Source organism: Brevibacterium sp. FME17 (assembly GCF_014897515.1).
Lineage (GTDB): Bacteria > Actinomycetota > Actinomycetes > Actinomycetales > Brevibacteriaceae > Brevibacterium.
The window spans coordinates 44,656-60,595 of the sequence record NZ_JABUYD010000018.1; the positions used below are offsets into that span (position 1 = coordinate 44,656).

Annotated in this window: 12 protein-coding genes; 9 read left to right on the forward strand and 3 right to left on the reverse strand. The window is 63.1% G+C overall.

Going from position 1 to position 15,940, the window contains the following annotated elements; all coding sequences use genetic code 11:
- The first annotated feature begins 110 nt into the window (after window positions 1–110).
- The 9 genes from rsmI (at window position 111) to INT40_RS15185 (ending at window position 11,567) form a co-directional block, all read left to right on the forward strand.
- Complete coding sequence (gene rsmI / locus INT40_RS15145; protein WP_193096446.1) at window positions 111–995, forward strand: 16S rRNA (cytidine(1402)-2'-O)-methyltransferase; 885 nt, start codon at window positions 111–113, stop codon at window positions 993–995.
- Between the two features lie 311 nt (window positions 996–1,306).
- Window positions 1,307–2,371, forward strand: a complete 1,065-nt coding sequence (locus tag INT40_RS15150) for a hypothetical protein (RefSeq protein WP_193096420.1) — start codon at window positions 1,307–1,309, stop codon at window positions 2,369–2,371.
- Window positions 2,372–2,569: 198 nt separating this feature from the next.
- A complete protein-coding gene (gene metG, locus INT40_RS15155) occupies window positions 2,570–4,285 on the forward strand; it encodes a methionine--tRNA ligase (protein ID WP_193096421.1) in 1,716 nt (571 codons plus the stop codon).
- Window positions 4,285–5,205, forward strand: a complete 921-nt coding sequence (locus INT40_RS15160; protein ID WP_193096422.1) for a TatD family hydrolase — start codon at window positions 4,285–4,287, stop codon at window positions 5,203–5,205. Before metG ends, INT40_RS15160 begins: the two co-directional genes overlap by 1 nt.
- Before the next feature lie 325 nt (window positions 5,206–5,530).
- Window positions 5,531–6,667, forward strand: a complete 1,137-nt coding sequence (locus INT40_RS15165) for a resuscitation-promoting factor (protein WP_226831444.1) — start codon at window positions 5,531–5,533, stop codon at window positions 6,665–6,667.
- Window positions 6,668–7,148: 481 nt separating this feature from the next.
- Complete coding sequence (gene groES / locus INT40_RS15170; protein ID WP_009883265.1) at window positions 7,149–7,442, forward strand: co-chaperone GroES; 294 nt, start codon at window positions 7,149–7,151, stop codon at window positions 7,440–7,442.
- Window positions 7,443–7,478: 36 nt separating this feature from the next.
- The gene (gene groL, locus INT40_RS15175; protein WP_193096424.1) at window positions 7,479–9,068 is read left to right on the forward strand and encodes a chaperonin GroEL; all 1,590 of its coding nucleotides are present in this window, start codon (window positions 7,479–7,481) and stop codon (window positions 9,066–9,068) included.
- A 295-nt stretch (window positions 9,069–9,363) separates the two neighbouring features.
- A complete protein-coding gene (locus tag INT40_RS15180; RefSeq protein WP_193096425.1) occupies window positions 9,364–10,149 on the forward strand; it encodes an ABC transporter ATP-binding protein in 786 nt (261 codons plus the stop codon).
- Window positions 10,146–11,567 carry an FtsX-like permease family protein gene (locus INT40_RS15185; protein WP_193072984.1) on the forward strand — a complete coding sequence of 474 codons (1,422 nt, stop codon included), beginning with the start codon at window positions 10,146–10,148 and terminating at the stop codon, window positions 11,565–11,567. The genes INT40_RS15180 and INT40_RS15185 overlap by 4 nt, the downstream gene beginning before the upstream one ends.
- A gap of 23 nt (window positions 11,568–11,590) precedes the next feature.
- Here the strand turns inward: INT40_RS15185 and INT40_RS15190 are convergent, their stop codons facing one another.
- Genes INT40_RS15190 through INT40_RS15200 form a run of 3 tightly spaced genes read right to left on the reverse strand, consistent with a single transcriptional unit; the run spans window position 11,591 to window position 15,764 of the window.
- On the reverse strand, window positions 11,591–14,152 hold the full coding sequence (locus INT40_RS15190) for a PEP/pyruvate-binding domain-containing protein (protein WP_193096426.1): 2,562 nt from the start codon (window positions 14,150–14,152) through the stop codon (window positions 11,591–11,593).
- 60 nt (window positions 14,153–14,212) lie between these two features.
- Window positions 14,213–15,400 carry a hypothetical protein gene (locus INT40_RS15195; RefSeq protein ID WP_193096427.1) on the reverse strand — a complete coding sequence of 396 codons (1,188 nt, stop codon included), beginning with the start codon at window positions 15,398–15,400 and terminating at the stop codon, window positions 14,213–14,215.
- Complete coding sequence (locus INT40_RS15200; RefSeq protein WP_193096428.1) at window positions 15,369–15,764, reverse strand: SRPBCC family protein; 396 nt, start codon at window positions 15,762–15,764, stop codon at window positions 15,369–15,371. The genes INT40_RS15195 and INT40_RS15200 overlap by 32 nt, the downstream gene beginning before the upstream one ends.
- Window positions 15,765–15,940: the final 176 nt, after the last annotated feature.

Sequence of the window (15,940 nt, forward strand, 5' to 3'; positions counted from 1 at the left end):
ACCCCAGCACGTCTGAGCCTCAGCTCGACCCCGACAACACCCCCGCCGAGGCACCCGACCCCGACGGCGCCCCCGCCGAGGCACCCGACCCCAACGACACCCTCGCCGAGGTGCCCGACCCCGATGACGACGACCGTTGCGTCCCAGCGAGGTCGGGTCCGGACCTCACCGGCGGGCGACTCATCCTCGTCGGGACTCCGATCGGCAACCTCGGCGATGCGAGTCCGCGGATGCGGCAGGCCATCGAAACCGCCGACGTCATCGCCGCCGAGGACACCCGCCGGTTCCTCTCTCTGGCGCAGCGTCTGCAGCTGAGCCACACGAACCGGATCATCAGCGTATTCGACCACAACGAGGGCCATCGCGCCCCCGAGCTGGTCGAGCTCATCAATGCGGGGCAGACCGTGGTGCTGCTCTCCGACGCGGGGATGCCGGCCGTGTCCGACCCCGGATATCGCGTGGTCAGAGCCTGCGCCGAGGCGGGACTGCCGATCACGTCGACGCCGGGCCCGTCCGCGGTACTGATGGCCCTGGCGGTCTCCGGGCTGCCGAGCGACCGGTTCAGCTTCGAGGGCTTCTTGCCGCGCAGATCCGGTCAGCGCAAGAGCCTGCTCGAGGAGCTCAAGGCGGAGAAGCGGACGATGGTCTTCTTCGAAAGCCCCCACCGGATCGCCGACACGATGGATGACTTCGCCGAGGTCATCGGCGAAGATCGACCCATGAGCATCAGCCGTGAACTGACGAAGACCTACGAGGAGACGCTGCGGGGGACCGTCGGTTCGCTGCGTGAACGCGCCGCAGCGGGACTGCGAGGGGAACTGACCCTCGTGCTCGCCGGTGCCACCGAAGTCGAGACGGCTCCGGAGGACCACCTCGGCGAGGTCAGCGCACTCGTCGAGTCCGGGATACGTGCGAAGGATGCGGCCGGGCAGGTGGCGAAGAAGTTCGGCCTGTCGAAGCGCGACGTCTACGAAGCCTGGCTTCACCGCGAGTGACGCGACTCGTGCGCAGCAGGGTGTGGACAACTGGCAGCCCAGTTTTGGGTGAGTAGCACACATTTTAAGGTGGGCTATTCATCTCAAACTGGGCTATGAGCGAGGTTGAATGGTTGGTTGACGCTGTCCTCATGTGCTCCCGGGGACGAGTGGCGCGCGCTCCCGGAGGCGGACGACGGCTCGACTCGAGCGCTGACGCTTGTTGACGGACTCCGTGCTGAAGCGCTGTCGCTGTGTGGACGCCGGAGCTGATTCCACAGCAACTGAATTGAGTATTGCTGTATCAGAACGTGGTTCGGCAGTGTGCCGGCATGAAGAACAACGTCGTGCATTTCAAGGATCTTCGCAATGCTGGAGCCTCCACGGCAGACATCCGCAGCGCATTGGGATGCTGTCTGCTGAAGGTCTCGCGCGGAGTCTATTCGGTAGTCAGCCGGTGTGAAGTCCGTGCCCACCGATACTTCTCTCGCTTCGCCACGGACTCGGCTTGGATGACGTATCACGAGGAACAGCGCGACAAGGAGCGTTCCCAACGGCGCAGATACGAGGCGAATCTGAAGCGTCTGCAGGTCCTTCATTATCCTCACTACCGCGCAGAAGACACCGTGTTCGGGGTCTCAGCGGCACGGCTGCACAGGATCGGTATGTTCGACGAGCCGGATGAACCGGTGTCGGTGTTCCACCCCGCGTCAAGCACCAAATCACCCGAGCTGATCAGGCGACGCAGAATAATCTCAGCTGAAGACGTCTGCCAGGTGGAGGGGCTCCGAGTCACATCTCCGGCTCGAACTGCCTTGGATCTGCGGGCCGAGCTCGGCAGTGCCGCGGCGTTTGCCGCGATGGAACAGGTGATCAGACGGCATCTTCTCGGCAATGACGAAGATCTGATCTTCAAGCTCGGGTATTCGTCGCACCTGCTGGACGAGGTGCCGGGTGCAGTCGCAGATCTGTTCGGAGCGCCCATCGCCCGCCTGAGGCGGGGCCGCAAAGTGGCTGCGAGACTGGTCGCGCTCGCTTCGCCGTTGTCCGAAAGCTATGCGGAGAGCAGAGCTGCATTCAACCTGCATCTTCTGGGGCTGCATGACTTCGTGCAGCAGGTGAATATTGCCGATGACGGTCGACTTCTGACAAGACTGGATTTCCTCCTTCGCGAGGACCAGGTCGCTCTCTATGTGGATGGGACGCAGAAGTATGTTGACGGCGGCTTCGACGTCATGAACAAGGAGAGCCGACAGCATAATCGGCTGTTGGCGATGGGCTATAAGGTGTTGCGCTTCAAGTTCAATGAGGTTCTGGACCCGAAGACCTTCGGGCAGAGGCTCTTCTTTCAAGCACCTGAACTGCGTCGTCGGTGCGGGCAGCCGCTGGTTCCGTGAATTGGTGCCGGGGTGCGAACCGTTTCAGCCCAGTCTGAGGTGAGTAGCCCACCTTCAAATATGGGCCGCTCACCGCAGACTGGGCCGCTCACCGCAGACTGGGCTATTCGCGAAGACTCGGCCAAGCCCCACCCGCACCCCCGGCCCGAAAGCACCCGTGCGTGCCCACGCCGCGGCGTCCCTTAGACTGTGTGACCTATGGGTTATTACTTGACGACAGCTATCGCTTACCCCAATGGGGCCATCCACATCGGTCACGCATATGAGTACATTGCGGCCGATACGATCGCGCGGTTCAAGCGCCTCGACAATCACGAGGTGTTCTTTGCAACCGGCACCGATGAGCATGGTCTGAAGATGCTGCAGGCGGCGAACAAGCTTGGCATCACGCCCAAGCAGCTCGCCGACGACAACGCGAAGAACTTCCGCGACACCCAGCTCGCGCTCGGCTCCACGTTCGACCGCTTCATCCGCACCACCGACGAGGACCACTACGAAGCGTCCAAGGCGATCTGGCGCAAGCTCGAAGAGGCTGGCGACATCTACCTCGACACCTACGCCGGCTGGTACTCCGTCCGCGACGAGGCTTTCTACACGCAGGACGAGACCGAGGTCGTCGACGGCGTCCGCCTCTCGACCGAGACCCGCACCGAGGTGACCTGGACGGAAGAGGAGTCCTACTTCTTCCGCCTCTCGAAGTACCAGGACAAGCTGCTCGACCTGTACGAGACCCACCCGGAATTCCTCGGCCCGGACTCCCGCCGCAACGAGATCGCTTCGTTCGTCGCCTCTGGCCTGAAGGACCTCTCGGTCTCGCGCACCACCTTCGACTGGGGTGTGCCGGTGCCCGGCAACGAGAAGCACGTCATGTACGTGTGGATCGACGCCCTGACGAACTACCTCACCGCCGCCGGATATCCCGATGACCAGGAGCGCCTAGACAAGTGGTGGCCCGCCGACGTGCACATCATCGGCAAGGACATCATCCGCTTCCACAGCGTCTACTGGCCCGCGTTCCTGATGAGTGCCGGCATCGAGCTGCCGGGGCGCGTCCACGCCCACGGCTTCCTCTTCAACGCCGGTGAGAAGATGTCGAAGTCCGTTGGCAACGTCGTCGATCCCATCGACCTCGTCGACGCATTCGGCCTCGACACCCTGCGATTCTTCCTCTTCCGCGAGTTCTCCTACGGCAATGACGGGTCCTACACGAAGGACTCGATCATCACCCGCAAGAACTCCGACCTCGCCAACGAGTACGGCAACCTCGCCCAGCGCTCGCTGTCGATGATCGCGAAGAACTGCGACGCACAGGTTCCACAGCCCGGTGACCTCACTGAAGAAGACGAAGCGCTCCTCGCGTTGGCCCGCGCCGTCCCCGAGACCGCTCGCCGCCACGTCGACACCCAGGCACTTCACCTCTACGTCGAGGCCTGCTGGAAGGTCCTGTCCGAGGCCAACCGCTACTTCTCCGCCCAGGAACCCTGGAAGCTGAAGAAGACCGATCCGGATCGCATGGCCACAGTGCTGTGGGTGACGATCGAGGTCGTGCGCATCATCTCGATCCTCATCCAGCCCGTCATGCCCGATTCCGCCGGCCAGATCCTCGATCTCCTCGGCGTCGAAGAAGGTGCTGGTGAGGCCGGCGCGAAGGTGCTCCCGACGGCGACTGACAACGGTACCGGCGCCGAGGCGATGGCCCCTGTGACCGTAGGTGCCGGAGTCGGCGTGGCCGCAGGTGCCGCTGCCGCAGCGGCAGGAATCGCACCGATGGCCGCGGCGTCGGCCGAGAACGGTGTCAATGCCGCCGAGGTGGATCCTCGTTCGTTCGCCGCGATCGATTTCCCACTGGAGGCTGGCACCCCACTGCCGAAGCCGGTCCCGGTGTTCCCCAAGTTCGTGGAGGAGACCGAATAATGGCTTCACGCGCCGCCGGAACCTATCCTCCGGTGCCTGAACCACTTGCCCACCCGGTCGTCGACACCCACACGCATCTCGACATCTGCACGGGTGTGCGACTGCCCTTGGGTGCGGGCGAACCCGAGCCCGAAGTCAGGCCTGACAAGGACGAAGAGTTCCCGAGCCTCGATTTCTTCTTCGACACCGCCCAGTCGGCGGGCGTCCAGCGCATCGTCCAGATCGGCTGCGACCTCCCGGCCGCACGGTGGACGACCGAGCTGGTCACGCAGCAATCACAAGATGGTCGCTCGTGGATGCTCGGCGGTGCTGCACTGCACCCCAACGAGGCGCCGAGGTTGGCCGAGCGAGGAATGCTCGACGACGCACTCACCGAGATCGAGTCACTCGTGACCTCCAACGACCGCATGCGCGTGGTGGGGGAGACCGGACTCGACTACTTCCGTACCGGTGAAGAGGGTGTCGCCGACCAGCAGCGCTCCTTCCGCGCTCACATCGAGATCGCCAAACGCACGGGCAAGGCCCTGCAGATCCACGATCGTGAGGCCCACGCCGATGTGCTGCGCATCCTCAAGGAGGAAGGTGCTCCCGAGGTCACCATCTTCCACTGCTTTTCCGGCGACGAGTCGATGGCCCGGGAATGCGCCGCTGCCGGTTACTTTATGTCGTTTGCCGGGAACCTCACGTTCAAGAACGCGGATGAACTCCGCCGTGCCGCAGCTGCAGCACCACTTGAACTGCTGCTGACCGAGACCGATGCTCCATTCCTCACCCCGCACCCGCACCGCGGTAAGCCAGGCGGTCCGTACTTGGCCGCAGTCACGGCACGCAAACTCGCCGAGGTGCGCGGTATGGATGAAGGCGAGCTCTGCTCCGCAGTGTGGAAGAACGCAGAGACCGCACTCGGCAGCTGGGACTGAACTGCAGCTGCTGGGACTGAACGACAACCTCGGCGGGGGTGAGCCTGACGCTTGATTGGCCACCTCGGAGGGTGAATGTCACGATTGTGACGAAGCCCGGAAACACGGGGAAGTCCTGGTCAGAGGGCCAGCTTACGGGTCCTCGCCGTTACATGTTTGTAATGTTTTGCGTAACTTGTAACGAATCGGTTACAGTGGATGAGTTGATGACCTCTGCCCCAGGGATATTTTTGTGATTGATTTTCTTAAGAACCGCAAAGTGCAGATTGCTGCACAGGCGGTTGTGATTACCGGACTCGTGGGTGGCACGGGCGCCGTGGTAACCATGAACAAGCCAGTGACCTTGGATGTCAATGGTCAGTCCGAGGAAGTTCGGACCTTCGGTGGCACCGTGGGGGATGTCCTCGACAGCCGCGACCTCGACATCGAGAAGCGCGATCAGATCAAACCAGGCGTGAACAAGAAGATATCGCGGGATATGACGATCACCGTCAACACCGCGAAGGAACTTTCACTGTCTGTCGACGGCAAGAAGAGCGACGAGGTGACGCACGCGAACACTGTTGGTCAGGCATTGGCCGACCTCGGTGTGGACGCGAAGGGCGCCGACCTCAGCGCGAAGCCGAATCAGAAGCTCAAAGATGAAGGCAACGACATCGATGTGACGACCGCCAAGGACCTCACAATCGTTGCCGACGGCAAGGATCACAAGGTCTCGGCCGCAGCGGGCACCGCCAAGGAAGCCCTCGCTGAAACCAAGCTGAAGCTGGACAAGGACGACTTCATGTCCGTCCCCCTCAGCTCCAAAGTCTCCGACGGCCAGGTTCTCACCGTGAACCGCGTGAAGAACGACACCGTCAAGGAAAAGCAGGCCATCAAGCCCAAGACCGAGACCAAGAAGTCGGACTCCCTCTACGTGGGTGAGACGAAGGTCGAGGACGAAGGCAAGGAAGGCCAGAAGCAGGTCTCCTACAAGGTCAAGACCGTTAATGGCGATGAGGTGAAGAAGGAGAAGAAGGGCGAGAAGGTCCTCTCCGAGCCCAAGACCAAGGTCGTCATCCAGGGCACCAAGAAGAAGGAAGCTCCAGCTGAGAAGCCAGACGATTCCAGCAGCGGATCGGATGCCGGAACCGGTGACAACGGTTCGGGCGGCTCCGACGATGGTGACAAGAGCACCGGCGGCGGTGACTCGGGCTCCAGCAGTGGCAACATGAGCACCCAGGAGATCAAGGACATGCTCGGTGGGCCGGGATCGAAGTGGTACTCGGTCGTTGAGTGCGAATCGAACTTCGACCCGAAGGCCTCGAACGGCACTCACTTCGGTCTCTTCCAGTTCCTGCCTCAGACCTGGCACTCCATGGGCGGCAGCGGCAATCCCTCGGACGCCAGCCCGCAGGAGCAGTTCCAGCGTGCCAAGAAGCTGCAGGCTCAAGAAGGCTGGGGGCAGTGGCAGTGCGCCTGATCTCAGAGCGCAGCCGCTGATCTGAAGTAAGCGACATAAAGTGCGGACCCCGGGGCTTCCCGGGGTCCGCACTTGTATCCGTTCCGTGAGACCGGGGACGCCTACGGTCGGCCCTACGGTCGGTAACTCCTGGTCGAAAATTGACCCGATTTCGAGCAGGACTTACCACCCGTTTGAGGTCTGCGAGTTCGGATCCGCGAGCTGGGGTCTGCTTGCCTCGGAGGGGCAGTGCGTGGACCACAGTGCAGCCGTGCTCGGGTACCTTTCCTGGGGTTTCGCCCAGAGCGTGGACAATCCTTGGCACTCGAGTTGACCGAGTGCTAAGAGCGTTCTAAAGTCGAATTAGCACTAGCACTCAGCGAGTGCCAGTTTTAATGAGACGGTCGATCCACTCGGCACCCGCGACGACGAGGGGATCATGGCACACGCCGCCGTCTGACTCAAAGAAGAATTGAACCCCAGCGAAGGGAGAGGGCCCGATATGTCGGTCTCCATCAAGCCACTCGAAGATCGGATTGTCATCCGTCAGGTCGAAGCAGAGCAGACTACCGCCAGTGGTCTGGTCATTCCCGAAACCGCCAAGGAAAAGCCTCAGGAAGGCGAAGTTGTCGCAGTGGGCCCAGGCCGCGTTGCTGACAACGGAAACCGCGTCCCAGTCGACGTGGCCATTGGCGACAAGGTCATCTACTCCAAGTTCGGCGGCACCGAAGTCAAGTACGCAGGAGAAGAGTTCCTCGTGCTCTCGGCTCGTGACGTGCTCGCCGTCATCGGCTGAATCCCCTGAACAACTACTTCACTGACAGGAGGACGAATGCCTAAGAATCTGGAATTCAACGACGAGGCCCGTCGTGCACTCGAAAAGGGTGTGAACATCCTCGCGGACACCGTCAAGGTGACGCTGGGACCCAAGGGCCGCAACGTTGTTCTCGACAAGAAGTGGGGCGCACCCACAATCACCAACGATGGCGTGACCATCGCTCGTGAGGTCGAGGTCGACGACCCATACGAAAACCTCGGCGCTCAGTTGGCCAAGGAAGTTGCCACCAAGACCAACGACATCGCCGGTGACGGAACCACCACCGCGACCGTCCTGGCACAGGCCTTCGTCAACGAAGGTCTGCGCAACGTAGCCGCCGGCGCCGCACCAGGTGCCCTCAAGCGCGGAATCGAAGCTGCCGTCGAGGCTGTCTCCACCGAACTCGGAACCATCGCCCGCGATGTCGCCGACTCCTCGGAGATCGCACACGTCGCCGGTCTGTCCGCTCAGTCCGAAGAGATCGGCAAGCTCATTGCCGATGCCTTCGACAAGGTGGGCAAGGACGGCGTCATCACGATTGACGAATCCCAGGCCGCATCTGTTGAACTCGAAATCACCGAGGGAATGCAGTTCGACAAGGGTTACCTCTCGCCGCACTTCGTGACCGATGCTGATCGCCAGGAAGCTGTGCTCTCCGACGCGCTCATCCTCATCAACCAGGGCAAGATCTCCAACATCCAGGAGCTCCTCCCTGTGCTGGAGAAGGTGCAGCAGGCCGGAAAGCCTCTGTTCATCGTGGCAGAGGACATCGAAGGCGAGGCTCTGTCGACGCTGGTCGTCAACAAGCTGCGCGGCATCATCAACGTTGCCGCCGTCAAGGCTCCCGGCTTCGGCGACCGCCGCAAGGCGATCCTCGAGGACCTCGCCGTCCTCACCGGTGGCCAGGTCGTCACCCAGGACATGGGCATGAAGCTCGACCAGGTCACCCTGGAAGAGCTCGGCAACGCCCGCACGATCACCGTCACCAAGGACAACACCACCATCATCGATGGTGCTGGCTCCGATGAGGACGTCAACGGTCGGGTTGCCCAGATCCGCAGCGAGATCGACAACACCGACTCCGATTGGGACCGCGAGAAGCTGCAGGAGCGCTTGGCTAAGCTCTCCGGTGGTGTCGCAGTCATCAAGGTCGGCGCCGCCACCGAGGTGGAGCTCAAGGAACGCAAGCACCGCGTCGAAGACGCAGTGTCGGCTACCCGTGCAGCCATCGAAGAGGGCGTCGTCGCCGGCGGTGGATCAGCTCTGATCCACGCCTCCAAGGTTCTGGCCGGAAACGACCTGAGCCTGACCGGAGACGCAGCCACCGGTGCTGACATCGTCAAGCGCGGCGTCGTCCAGCCTCTGCGCTGGATCGCTGAGAACGCTGGCCAGGACGGCTACGTCGTCGTATCCAAGGTGACCGACCTCGAGTCGGGCCAGGGATACAACGCCGCCACCGATTCCTACGGCGACCTCATCGGCGCTGGAATCATCGACCCCGTCAAGGTCACCCGCTCGGCACTGCGCAACGCCGCTTCGATCGCCGCACTGGTTCTCACCACTGAGACACTGGTCGTCGAGAAGAAGGAAGAAGAAGAGGACTGAGTCCCATCTGATTCTCATCGGCGCGCAGCGAGTGCGTTGAACTGATACACGTGTGGCCCGGAACATTTTGTTCCGGGCCACACGTGTTTTTCATGCCTGCAATCTGACCTATAACCCCAATCTGGAAGCCCGCCGAAGCGCTTAGGCATATCCGCAGGTCGCGAAGGCAGCGGCTTGCGCGGATGGCCGAGCATGCAGGCGGCTCACACCTACTGGTCAGTCAGAACCCATGTTCCTTGCCGTCGATGATCGTTAGTCTGGATGAGGCAGTGTTACGCAACAATGTAGGGACACCATGACGACAGCTTCACCGATGCCCATCGCTCAACTTCGTGATGTCTCGAAGGTCTTTGATCCCGATGGGGCGGCGCTGGTCGCTCTCAACCAGGTGTCTCTCGATATCGCTCCCGCCCGGCTGACGGCCATCATGGGCCCCTCGGGTTCGGGGAAATCCACTCTCATGCACGTTCTCGCCGGACTCGATCGTCCGAGCTCGGGCACGGTGCACATCGGCGAACGGGACATCACCGGATTGCATGAGGACGACCTGACCACCTTGCGGCGGCGGCGGATCGGTTTCGTGTTCCAAGCGTTCAACCTGGTGCCGACTCTCACGGTCAGGGAGAACATTCTGCTGCCCTTCGAACTCGACGACCGCAAGCCCAATGCCGACGAACGTACCTGGATCTCCAGCATCATCAAACGACTCGGCCTGGACAACAGGCTGAAGCATCGGCCCGGTGAGATCTCGGGCGGACAGCAGCAGCGCACGGCCATCGCCCGTGCTCTGGCCACCCGACCGGACATCCTCTTCGCCGACGAACCGACCGGCAACCTCGACGGCCGATCGGGGCGTGAAGTCATGGCCATCATGTCCGAGGCCGTTCGCGAGCTCGGTCAGTCGATTGTCCTCGTCACCCATGATCCGCTTGTGGCTGCCCACGCCGACCGCGTCGTGTTCATCGCCGACGGCACGCCCGTCTCCGAACTCAATGACACGATCAGTGCCGAAGTGATCGCGCAGACGATGCTCGATCTCGACGCGCAGGCCGAGGCCGTCGAGGCTGGAGGGCGCCGATGAACCCGATGCGGGAGATCCGGACCAACCCGCGCCAGTTCGCCCCCAGCTTCCTCGTCGTCTTCATCGCTGCCCTCTTCGGCACTGTCATCATGCAGGGCATCGAGATCCTCACAGCCTGGATGTCTTCAGCGAAGATCATCGCGGAATCGGACACGGCTCAAGGTCTGCTCACAACGGTGGGGCTGGTCTTCTTCCTCATCGCACTGTTCGTCTCGAGCATCGTCATCGCCAATACCTTCTCCATCATCATCGCCGGTCGCAGCCGCCAGCTGGCGCTGCTGAGGCTCATCGGCGCCTCCTCTGCACGGCTGCGTCGAGCCGCCTCGGTAGAGGGACTGCTGGTCTCGATCCCCAGTGCCATCGGTGCGGTCCTCGTCTCGACTGCACTCGCACTGGCAACGACGGCCTACCTCGGCGCTCGGATCACCGAGGAGCCCAAGCTGTTCACTCCGATGATGTTCCTGCCGGGTGCCGCGACCATCGTCGTGACCTGGTTCTCCGCGTACCTGGGGGCCCGTCGCATCACCGGCATCTCTCCGATCGAGGCCACCTCGCAGGCGGTCGAGCGCCGGCCAGAGGACGTGCGGGCATCGATGGGAGCACTGACGGGCGCACTCATGTTGCTGTCCATGGGAATCACCCTTCTCATCAGCGGCATCGTCGCCGCCAGTGGGAACACGGTGAGTGCTGCGGGGGTGCTGCTCGTTGCACTCGGTGCGATGCTGACGTTCGTCGGCGTCATCGTCGGCAACCCCTGGATCCTCCCACCTCTGCAGGCGCTCACCGGGTGGCTGCTCGGCCGCACCGCAACCTCACGCCTGGCCGCCTCTACGATCGCTCGTCACCCCACCCGCAATGCACGCACGGTCATCGGTCTCGTCATCGGCATCACTCTCATCGTCATGTTCGCCACAGCCATGACGACGTTCAGGGACCAGCTGCTCGAGTACGCCGAATCGCTCGGTGACGAAGGGTGGGGAGGCTTCGAAGTTGTGCTGAAGACCATCATCGACCAAACGATGCTGTTCTTCCTGGGGATGGTCCTCTTCTCCGTCATCATCGCCATCATCGGAGTTGCCAACGCACTCATGCTCTCCGTGCGACAGCGCACGCAGGAGATCGGTCTGCTCATGGCGCTGGGTCAGACGCCGCGACGGGTGCGACGCATGATTGTGGCCGAAGGAATGCAGCTGAGCGTGACGGCCTGCCTGGTCGCGGTGCCTCTGGGCATCGTCTTCGGCTGGATCGGTGCGCTGTCTCTGCTGTCCCCGCTGACCGGAATCTTCGCACCGTCCGTGCCCTGGTGGGTAATCATCTCCGTCGTCGCCGGCTCGCTTCTGGCTGTGCTCGCCGCCAGTCGTGCCCCGGCGCGCGCGGCAACGTCGATCAGCCCCGTGGAGGCTCTCGAAGCGGTGTGATGCTGGGCTCGCCGAGGCGGGTCTCAGTTCGGTGTCACCGTGCCGTTGCTGCCGTTGACGTTCACCGTCTGGCCCGAGGTGAAGCGGCTGGTGGCATCCCGGATAGCCATGACTGCGGGCAGGCCCAGTTCACGGGCCGTGACCGCGCCGTGGGAGAGTGCTCCGCCGCTTTCCGTGATGATGCCGCTGGCCTGATAGAACAGGGCGGTCCATGCAGGGTTCGTGGTCCGAGCGACCAGAATCGCACCATCCGGGAAGGACGAGAAGTCCTCGGGACTGTGGACGACGAAGACTTCGCCCGTGACCTCGCCGGGGCTGCCGGCAGTTCCCTTGATGAAGTCACCGTCCGTGTCATCGCCGACCTCGGAGGCACGACCGTGCTCCCATTCGGGAGTCCTCTCAACCGCTTCCTGATACCCGGCCTTGTTCTTCTCGGCGATCCCAGTCAGACCCGCCAGCGCCTCGGCAGGGGAGAGCTGGCCATCACCGCGCCCAGTGCCGACTTCCGTGGCACGGATCGCTGCGTCGAGAGGCTCGAAGTTGATGAAGTAGGCGTCCATGGGATCGGTGAGAACACCCTGGTCGACGAGCCTTCGACCCAGCTCGCACAGAGCCCGGCGCATCGGCAGGGTCAGCCGCGTGGTCTGGTAATGCTCCAGATCATCCAGAGCCGTGTATGCACGTGCCAGTCGGATGACCTCCTGGACCAGATAGCGCAGCTTCTCCGGGGCGGCATTGATCACGGCCCGCTCGGTCTCAGCCTGCAGGACCTTGCGCTCCAAGTCGGAGTCCGCCGAGGCGTTCGTCTCGCGGTCGGCCAGCAGGCGAACCTGATCGAGGACGATATGCGGGGCTTCGACCCAGGTCGGATGGTAGGCGTCGAAATCGAGTTCACGGTGGCCGTGCTTGGCCAGGAAGGTCGCGAACTCGTCGAAGAAGGCAGGGAAATCATCGAGGACCGCCAGTCCCGCCTCTCCTGTATTGCTGCGCAGCGTCGACACCATCTCGGGATTGCTGCGCACAGTGCGTGAAAGCTCCCAGAGCTCGGCGTTGACCTGGGAGGTCTTCGTCTCCGTCGAGGCCAGCAGCCGCTCGAATACGAGCTGCGCCGTCTCCTTGTCCACAGCAATCTCGAGCATGTGAGAGAGCGCACCGTAGAGAGTCTGCTGCGTCAGAGAGATCGCGATATTGGGGCGGAAATACTCGGTGCCGAGGTCGCTGATGGCGATCACATGGTCCCACACCTGGGCCAGCGACTTGTCCTCCAAGGGTTCGTGGGAGAGCCTGCCGATGCCCATGAGGTACGTGTCGAGATCACGCATCCACCGCACCGGCAGTTCCTGCACCCAGCCGAACTGCGAGGCGATCTCCGGCAGAGATTCGGTGATGGTTTCGACGCTGGAGAGCATCTTCGTCGGCAGCCGGCCAGCGTAGAGGTCGACGGCCGTCTGATTGCCATATATGTAGAAGTCACGCATCACGAACCATTTGTCGTCAAACGGCGGCAGACCCATGAGGTCGAAGCTGTGATTGAGCGAGTAATGGAACCCCGCCTCGACGAGGTCCCAGGTCAGAGGCGTCACAGGGGTGGGGAATCGTTCCGCGGATTCATCTCTAGTCCACCGAGGTGCGACGCGGGTGATCGGACGGGACTGCAGAAGGAAGAGGTCATCACCGTTGAAGGCCCACTCGATGTCCTGAGGGAAACCGAAATGATCCTCGGCCCGCACAGACAGCTGCGCCACTGCTTGGGCCTGCTCGGGCGTCAGAGCGGGACGAGTACGCTGATCCTCGCCGAGGTGGATGACCGTCGTCCTCGCATGGCCGTGACCGTCCGGTTCGCTAGGTTCGGCCGGTTCGCTCATCACGAGAGCCTTCGGCTTGTCCGCGATCTCGGACGCGATCTGGGTGCCGTCGGCGCGGGCGATCCGGAATTCGTCGACCGGTTCCTCCCCGCCGACGACGGTCTCGCCCAGGCCGAACGCCGCATTGATGAGGACTTCGCCCGTGTTTCCACGTACCGGGTCGACGGAGAACGCGACCCCGGCAGCCTCCTCGGCGCTGACCGCGACCATGAGCTGGACGACGACGGCCATCTTCGCATCCAGCTGGTCAACACCAAGCTGCTGGCGGTAGCGGAAGGCATGCGGATTCCACAGGGAGGCATAGCAGTCTCGCACCGCCTCTGCGATGGCCTTAGTCCCTCGCACGCCGAGGTAGGTGTCGTGCTGTCCGGCGAAGGCCGCACCGGGCAGATCCTCCATGGTGCCTGAGGAGCGGACTGCCACAGCCTCATCGCTCAGGCCCGCAGCCTGGGCCGCTGCAGCGAAGTCGGCAAGCCACGAATCGGGGACAGGGGTGCTGCGGATGAGATCGCCGATCGCCTCGGCGGGGTGCTGGGTGTCCATGAGCTCGGTGACTCGGGACTGCAGAGGTGCGACGAACTGGGTGTAGGCCTCGGCGGTGACGATGAAACCGCCGGGCACGGGCAGGTTCTGCGCGGACCTCGCGAGGCTGGCGCCCTTGCCGCCGCTGGTCGCCAGTTCGGTGGCGAGGGGATCGGTGAAGCCGAGAGTGAGAGTCACGAGAGCTCCTAGAGATGTCGCAGATGAGGGCGGATATCGAAGGGACAGGGGACGGCCGAGTCACAGACGGACGCGACGGAGACCAAGAAGCAGCCAGCCGCAGACCGCGCTGACGATGCCGATTCCGATGACCAGGGGCCAGAAGAACGCGGCAGCGATGAGTACCGGTATCCAGACCATAACCGCTGCGAAGCCACCGAGGAGGCGGAAGAGTGTGACAGTATTGCGACCGTCCGCGCGCGATCCGGCAAAAGCAGCCGCCCCGAGTATCGGAGCGAAGAGCCACATGAGTGTGAGGCCGACCCAGCGCAGGACCTTCACGGCAGAACTCACACCCCCACGGCCATCGTCAGCCACGTGTGTGTCGGTCGCTGCATGTGCCGCAACGGTGCTGGTATCTGTGCTGGTGACGGAGCTGGTCGGGGGAGTCGCAGCTTCGTTCTGCAGATCGAGGAAGGCCCGCGCGAACGTGGCCGATCCGCTCGCAGTGTGTCGGGCGGTGGTGAGCGCCTCCGCCTGGATCCGTTCGAAGGTGGCCTCATCGGGGCAGTTCACCGAGACGTCATCGAGGGCCGCTTTCAGCGCCGAGGCGACCTGGGCCTCCCACACGGATCGATCCTGGCCATTGCGGTCAGGAATCGTGATCGATTTCCCGCGGACCACCTCGGCGCGGGAACGGAACCGGTCAGGGGTCGAATAGAAGAGGCCGACCGGGATGATCTCGAGGTCGAGGCTCTCCTCGATGAGGGTGCAGGCGATGCGGGCGGCACCCGACTTGTAGGGCTGGGGTCGGTGGCCCCATTCGCTGCTGGATTCGGGGAAGATGCCGAGGTCACCGCCTCGGCGAAGGTGTGCAGTGCCGGCTTCGACCGGACTGGCCACCGAGGTGGGATCGAGGTCGTAGCGTTCGACGTCCTTGGGGCGCACGACGGGGATGCCGGCGATGAAGAGACGAAGGAACCAGCTGCGGAGGAGCTGGATCGAGATGAGGAACTGCGCTCGCGGGAACGCGGCGAGCACCTGATGGCCGTCGATGGCACCATTGCGGTGACTGGAGATGATGAGGCGCGGACGCTGGTTCGCGCTGCCTGCGGCGTCCTCATCGCTGAGGTCGAGGACATGGATGCGACCGAAGTACAGGGTGCGCATGGCGGCGTTGATGAACCTGTGACCCCACCTCATGGTGGAATCAGCCTGCTGGGAGGCCTCCGATCGGTCAGCCTTCGAGGACATCACGGAGTCGTTCAAGGTCCTTCTGCACGGCAGCGGTGTCGCGGGCGAATTCCTCGTCGCTGACATTCGAGCGGCGGTAGACGGTGAAGACGACTTCGCTGACGTCGTCGTTGTGAAGCACCCGCAGCGGATTGTGCACGGATGTTCCGTCGGGAAAGATCACGTCGTGGTCGAGGATCCCGAACTCGATGCCGGGCCGGAAGCTGACCTCGACCTCACCCATCGGCGAATCAGTGATCCACCGCCCGGCCTCGTTGCGGATGCCGTCGCTCAGGCCGGCCGCCCACTGCGGGAGATTGGCCGGGTTGCCGGCGAAGACCGCGACGTCGGAGGGATCCCGACGGACTGTCTGCGAAATGTGGCGTGCGTCGAAGCTCATGCACCAAGTGCACCACAGGTGCGCCGGACCCACCAGGGCGACTTCGTCGAGCCCTCGACTTCGTGAGGCGGCGTGAGGCCTCGCCTTCATGAGACTTCGTGAGCCCTCACGCGGCCAGTGTGTTCGGGTTTTCCCGTCCGAGACGAGAGGGCAGCTTCGTCCTCGCAGGGGGCATT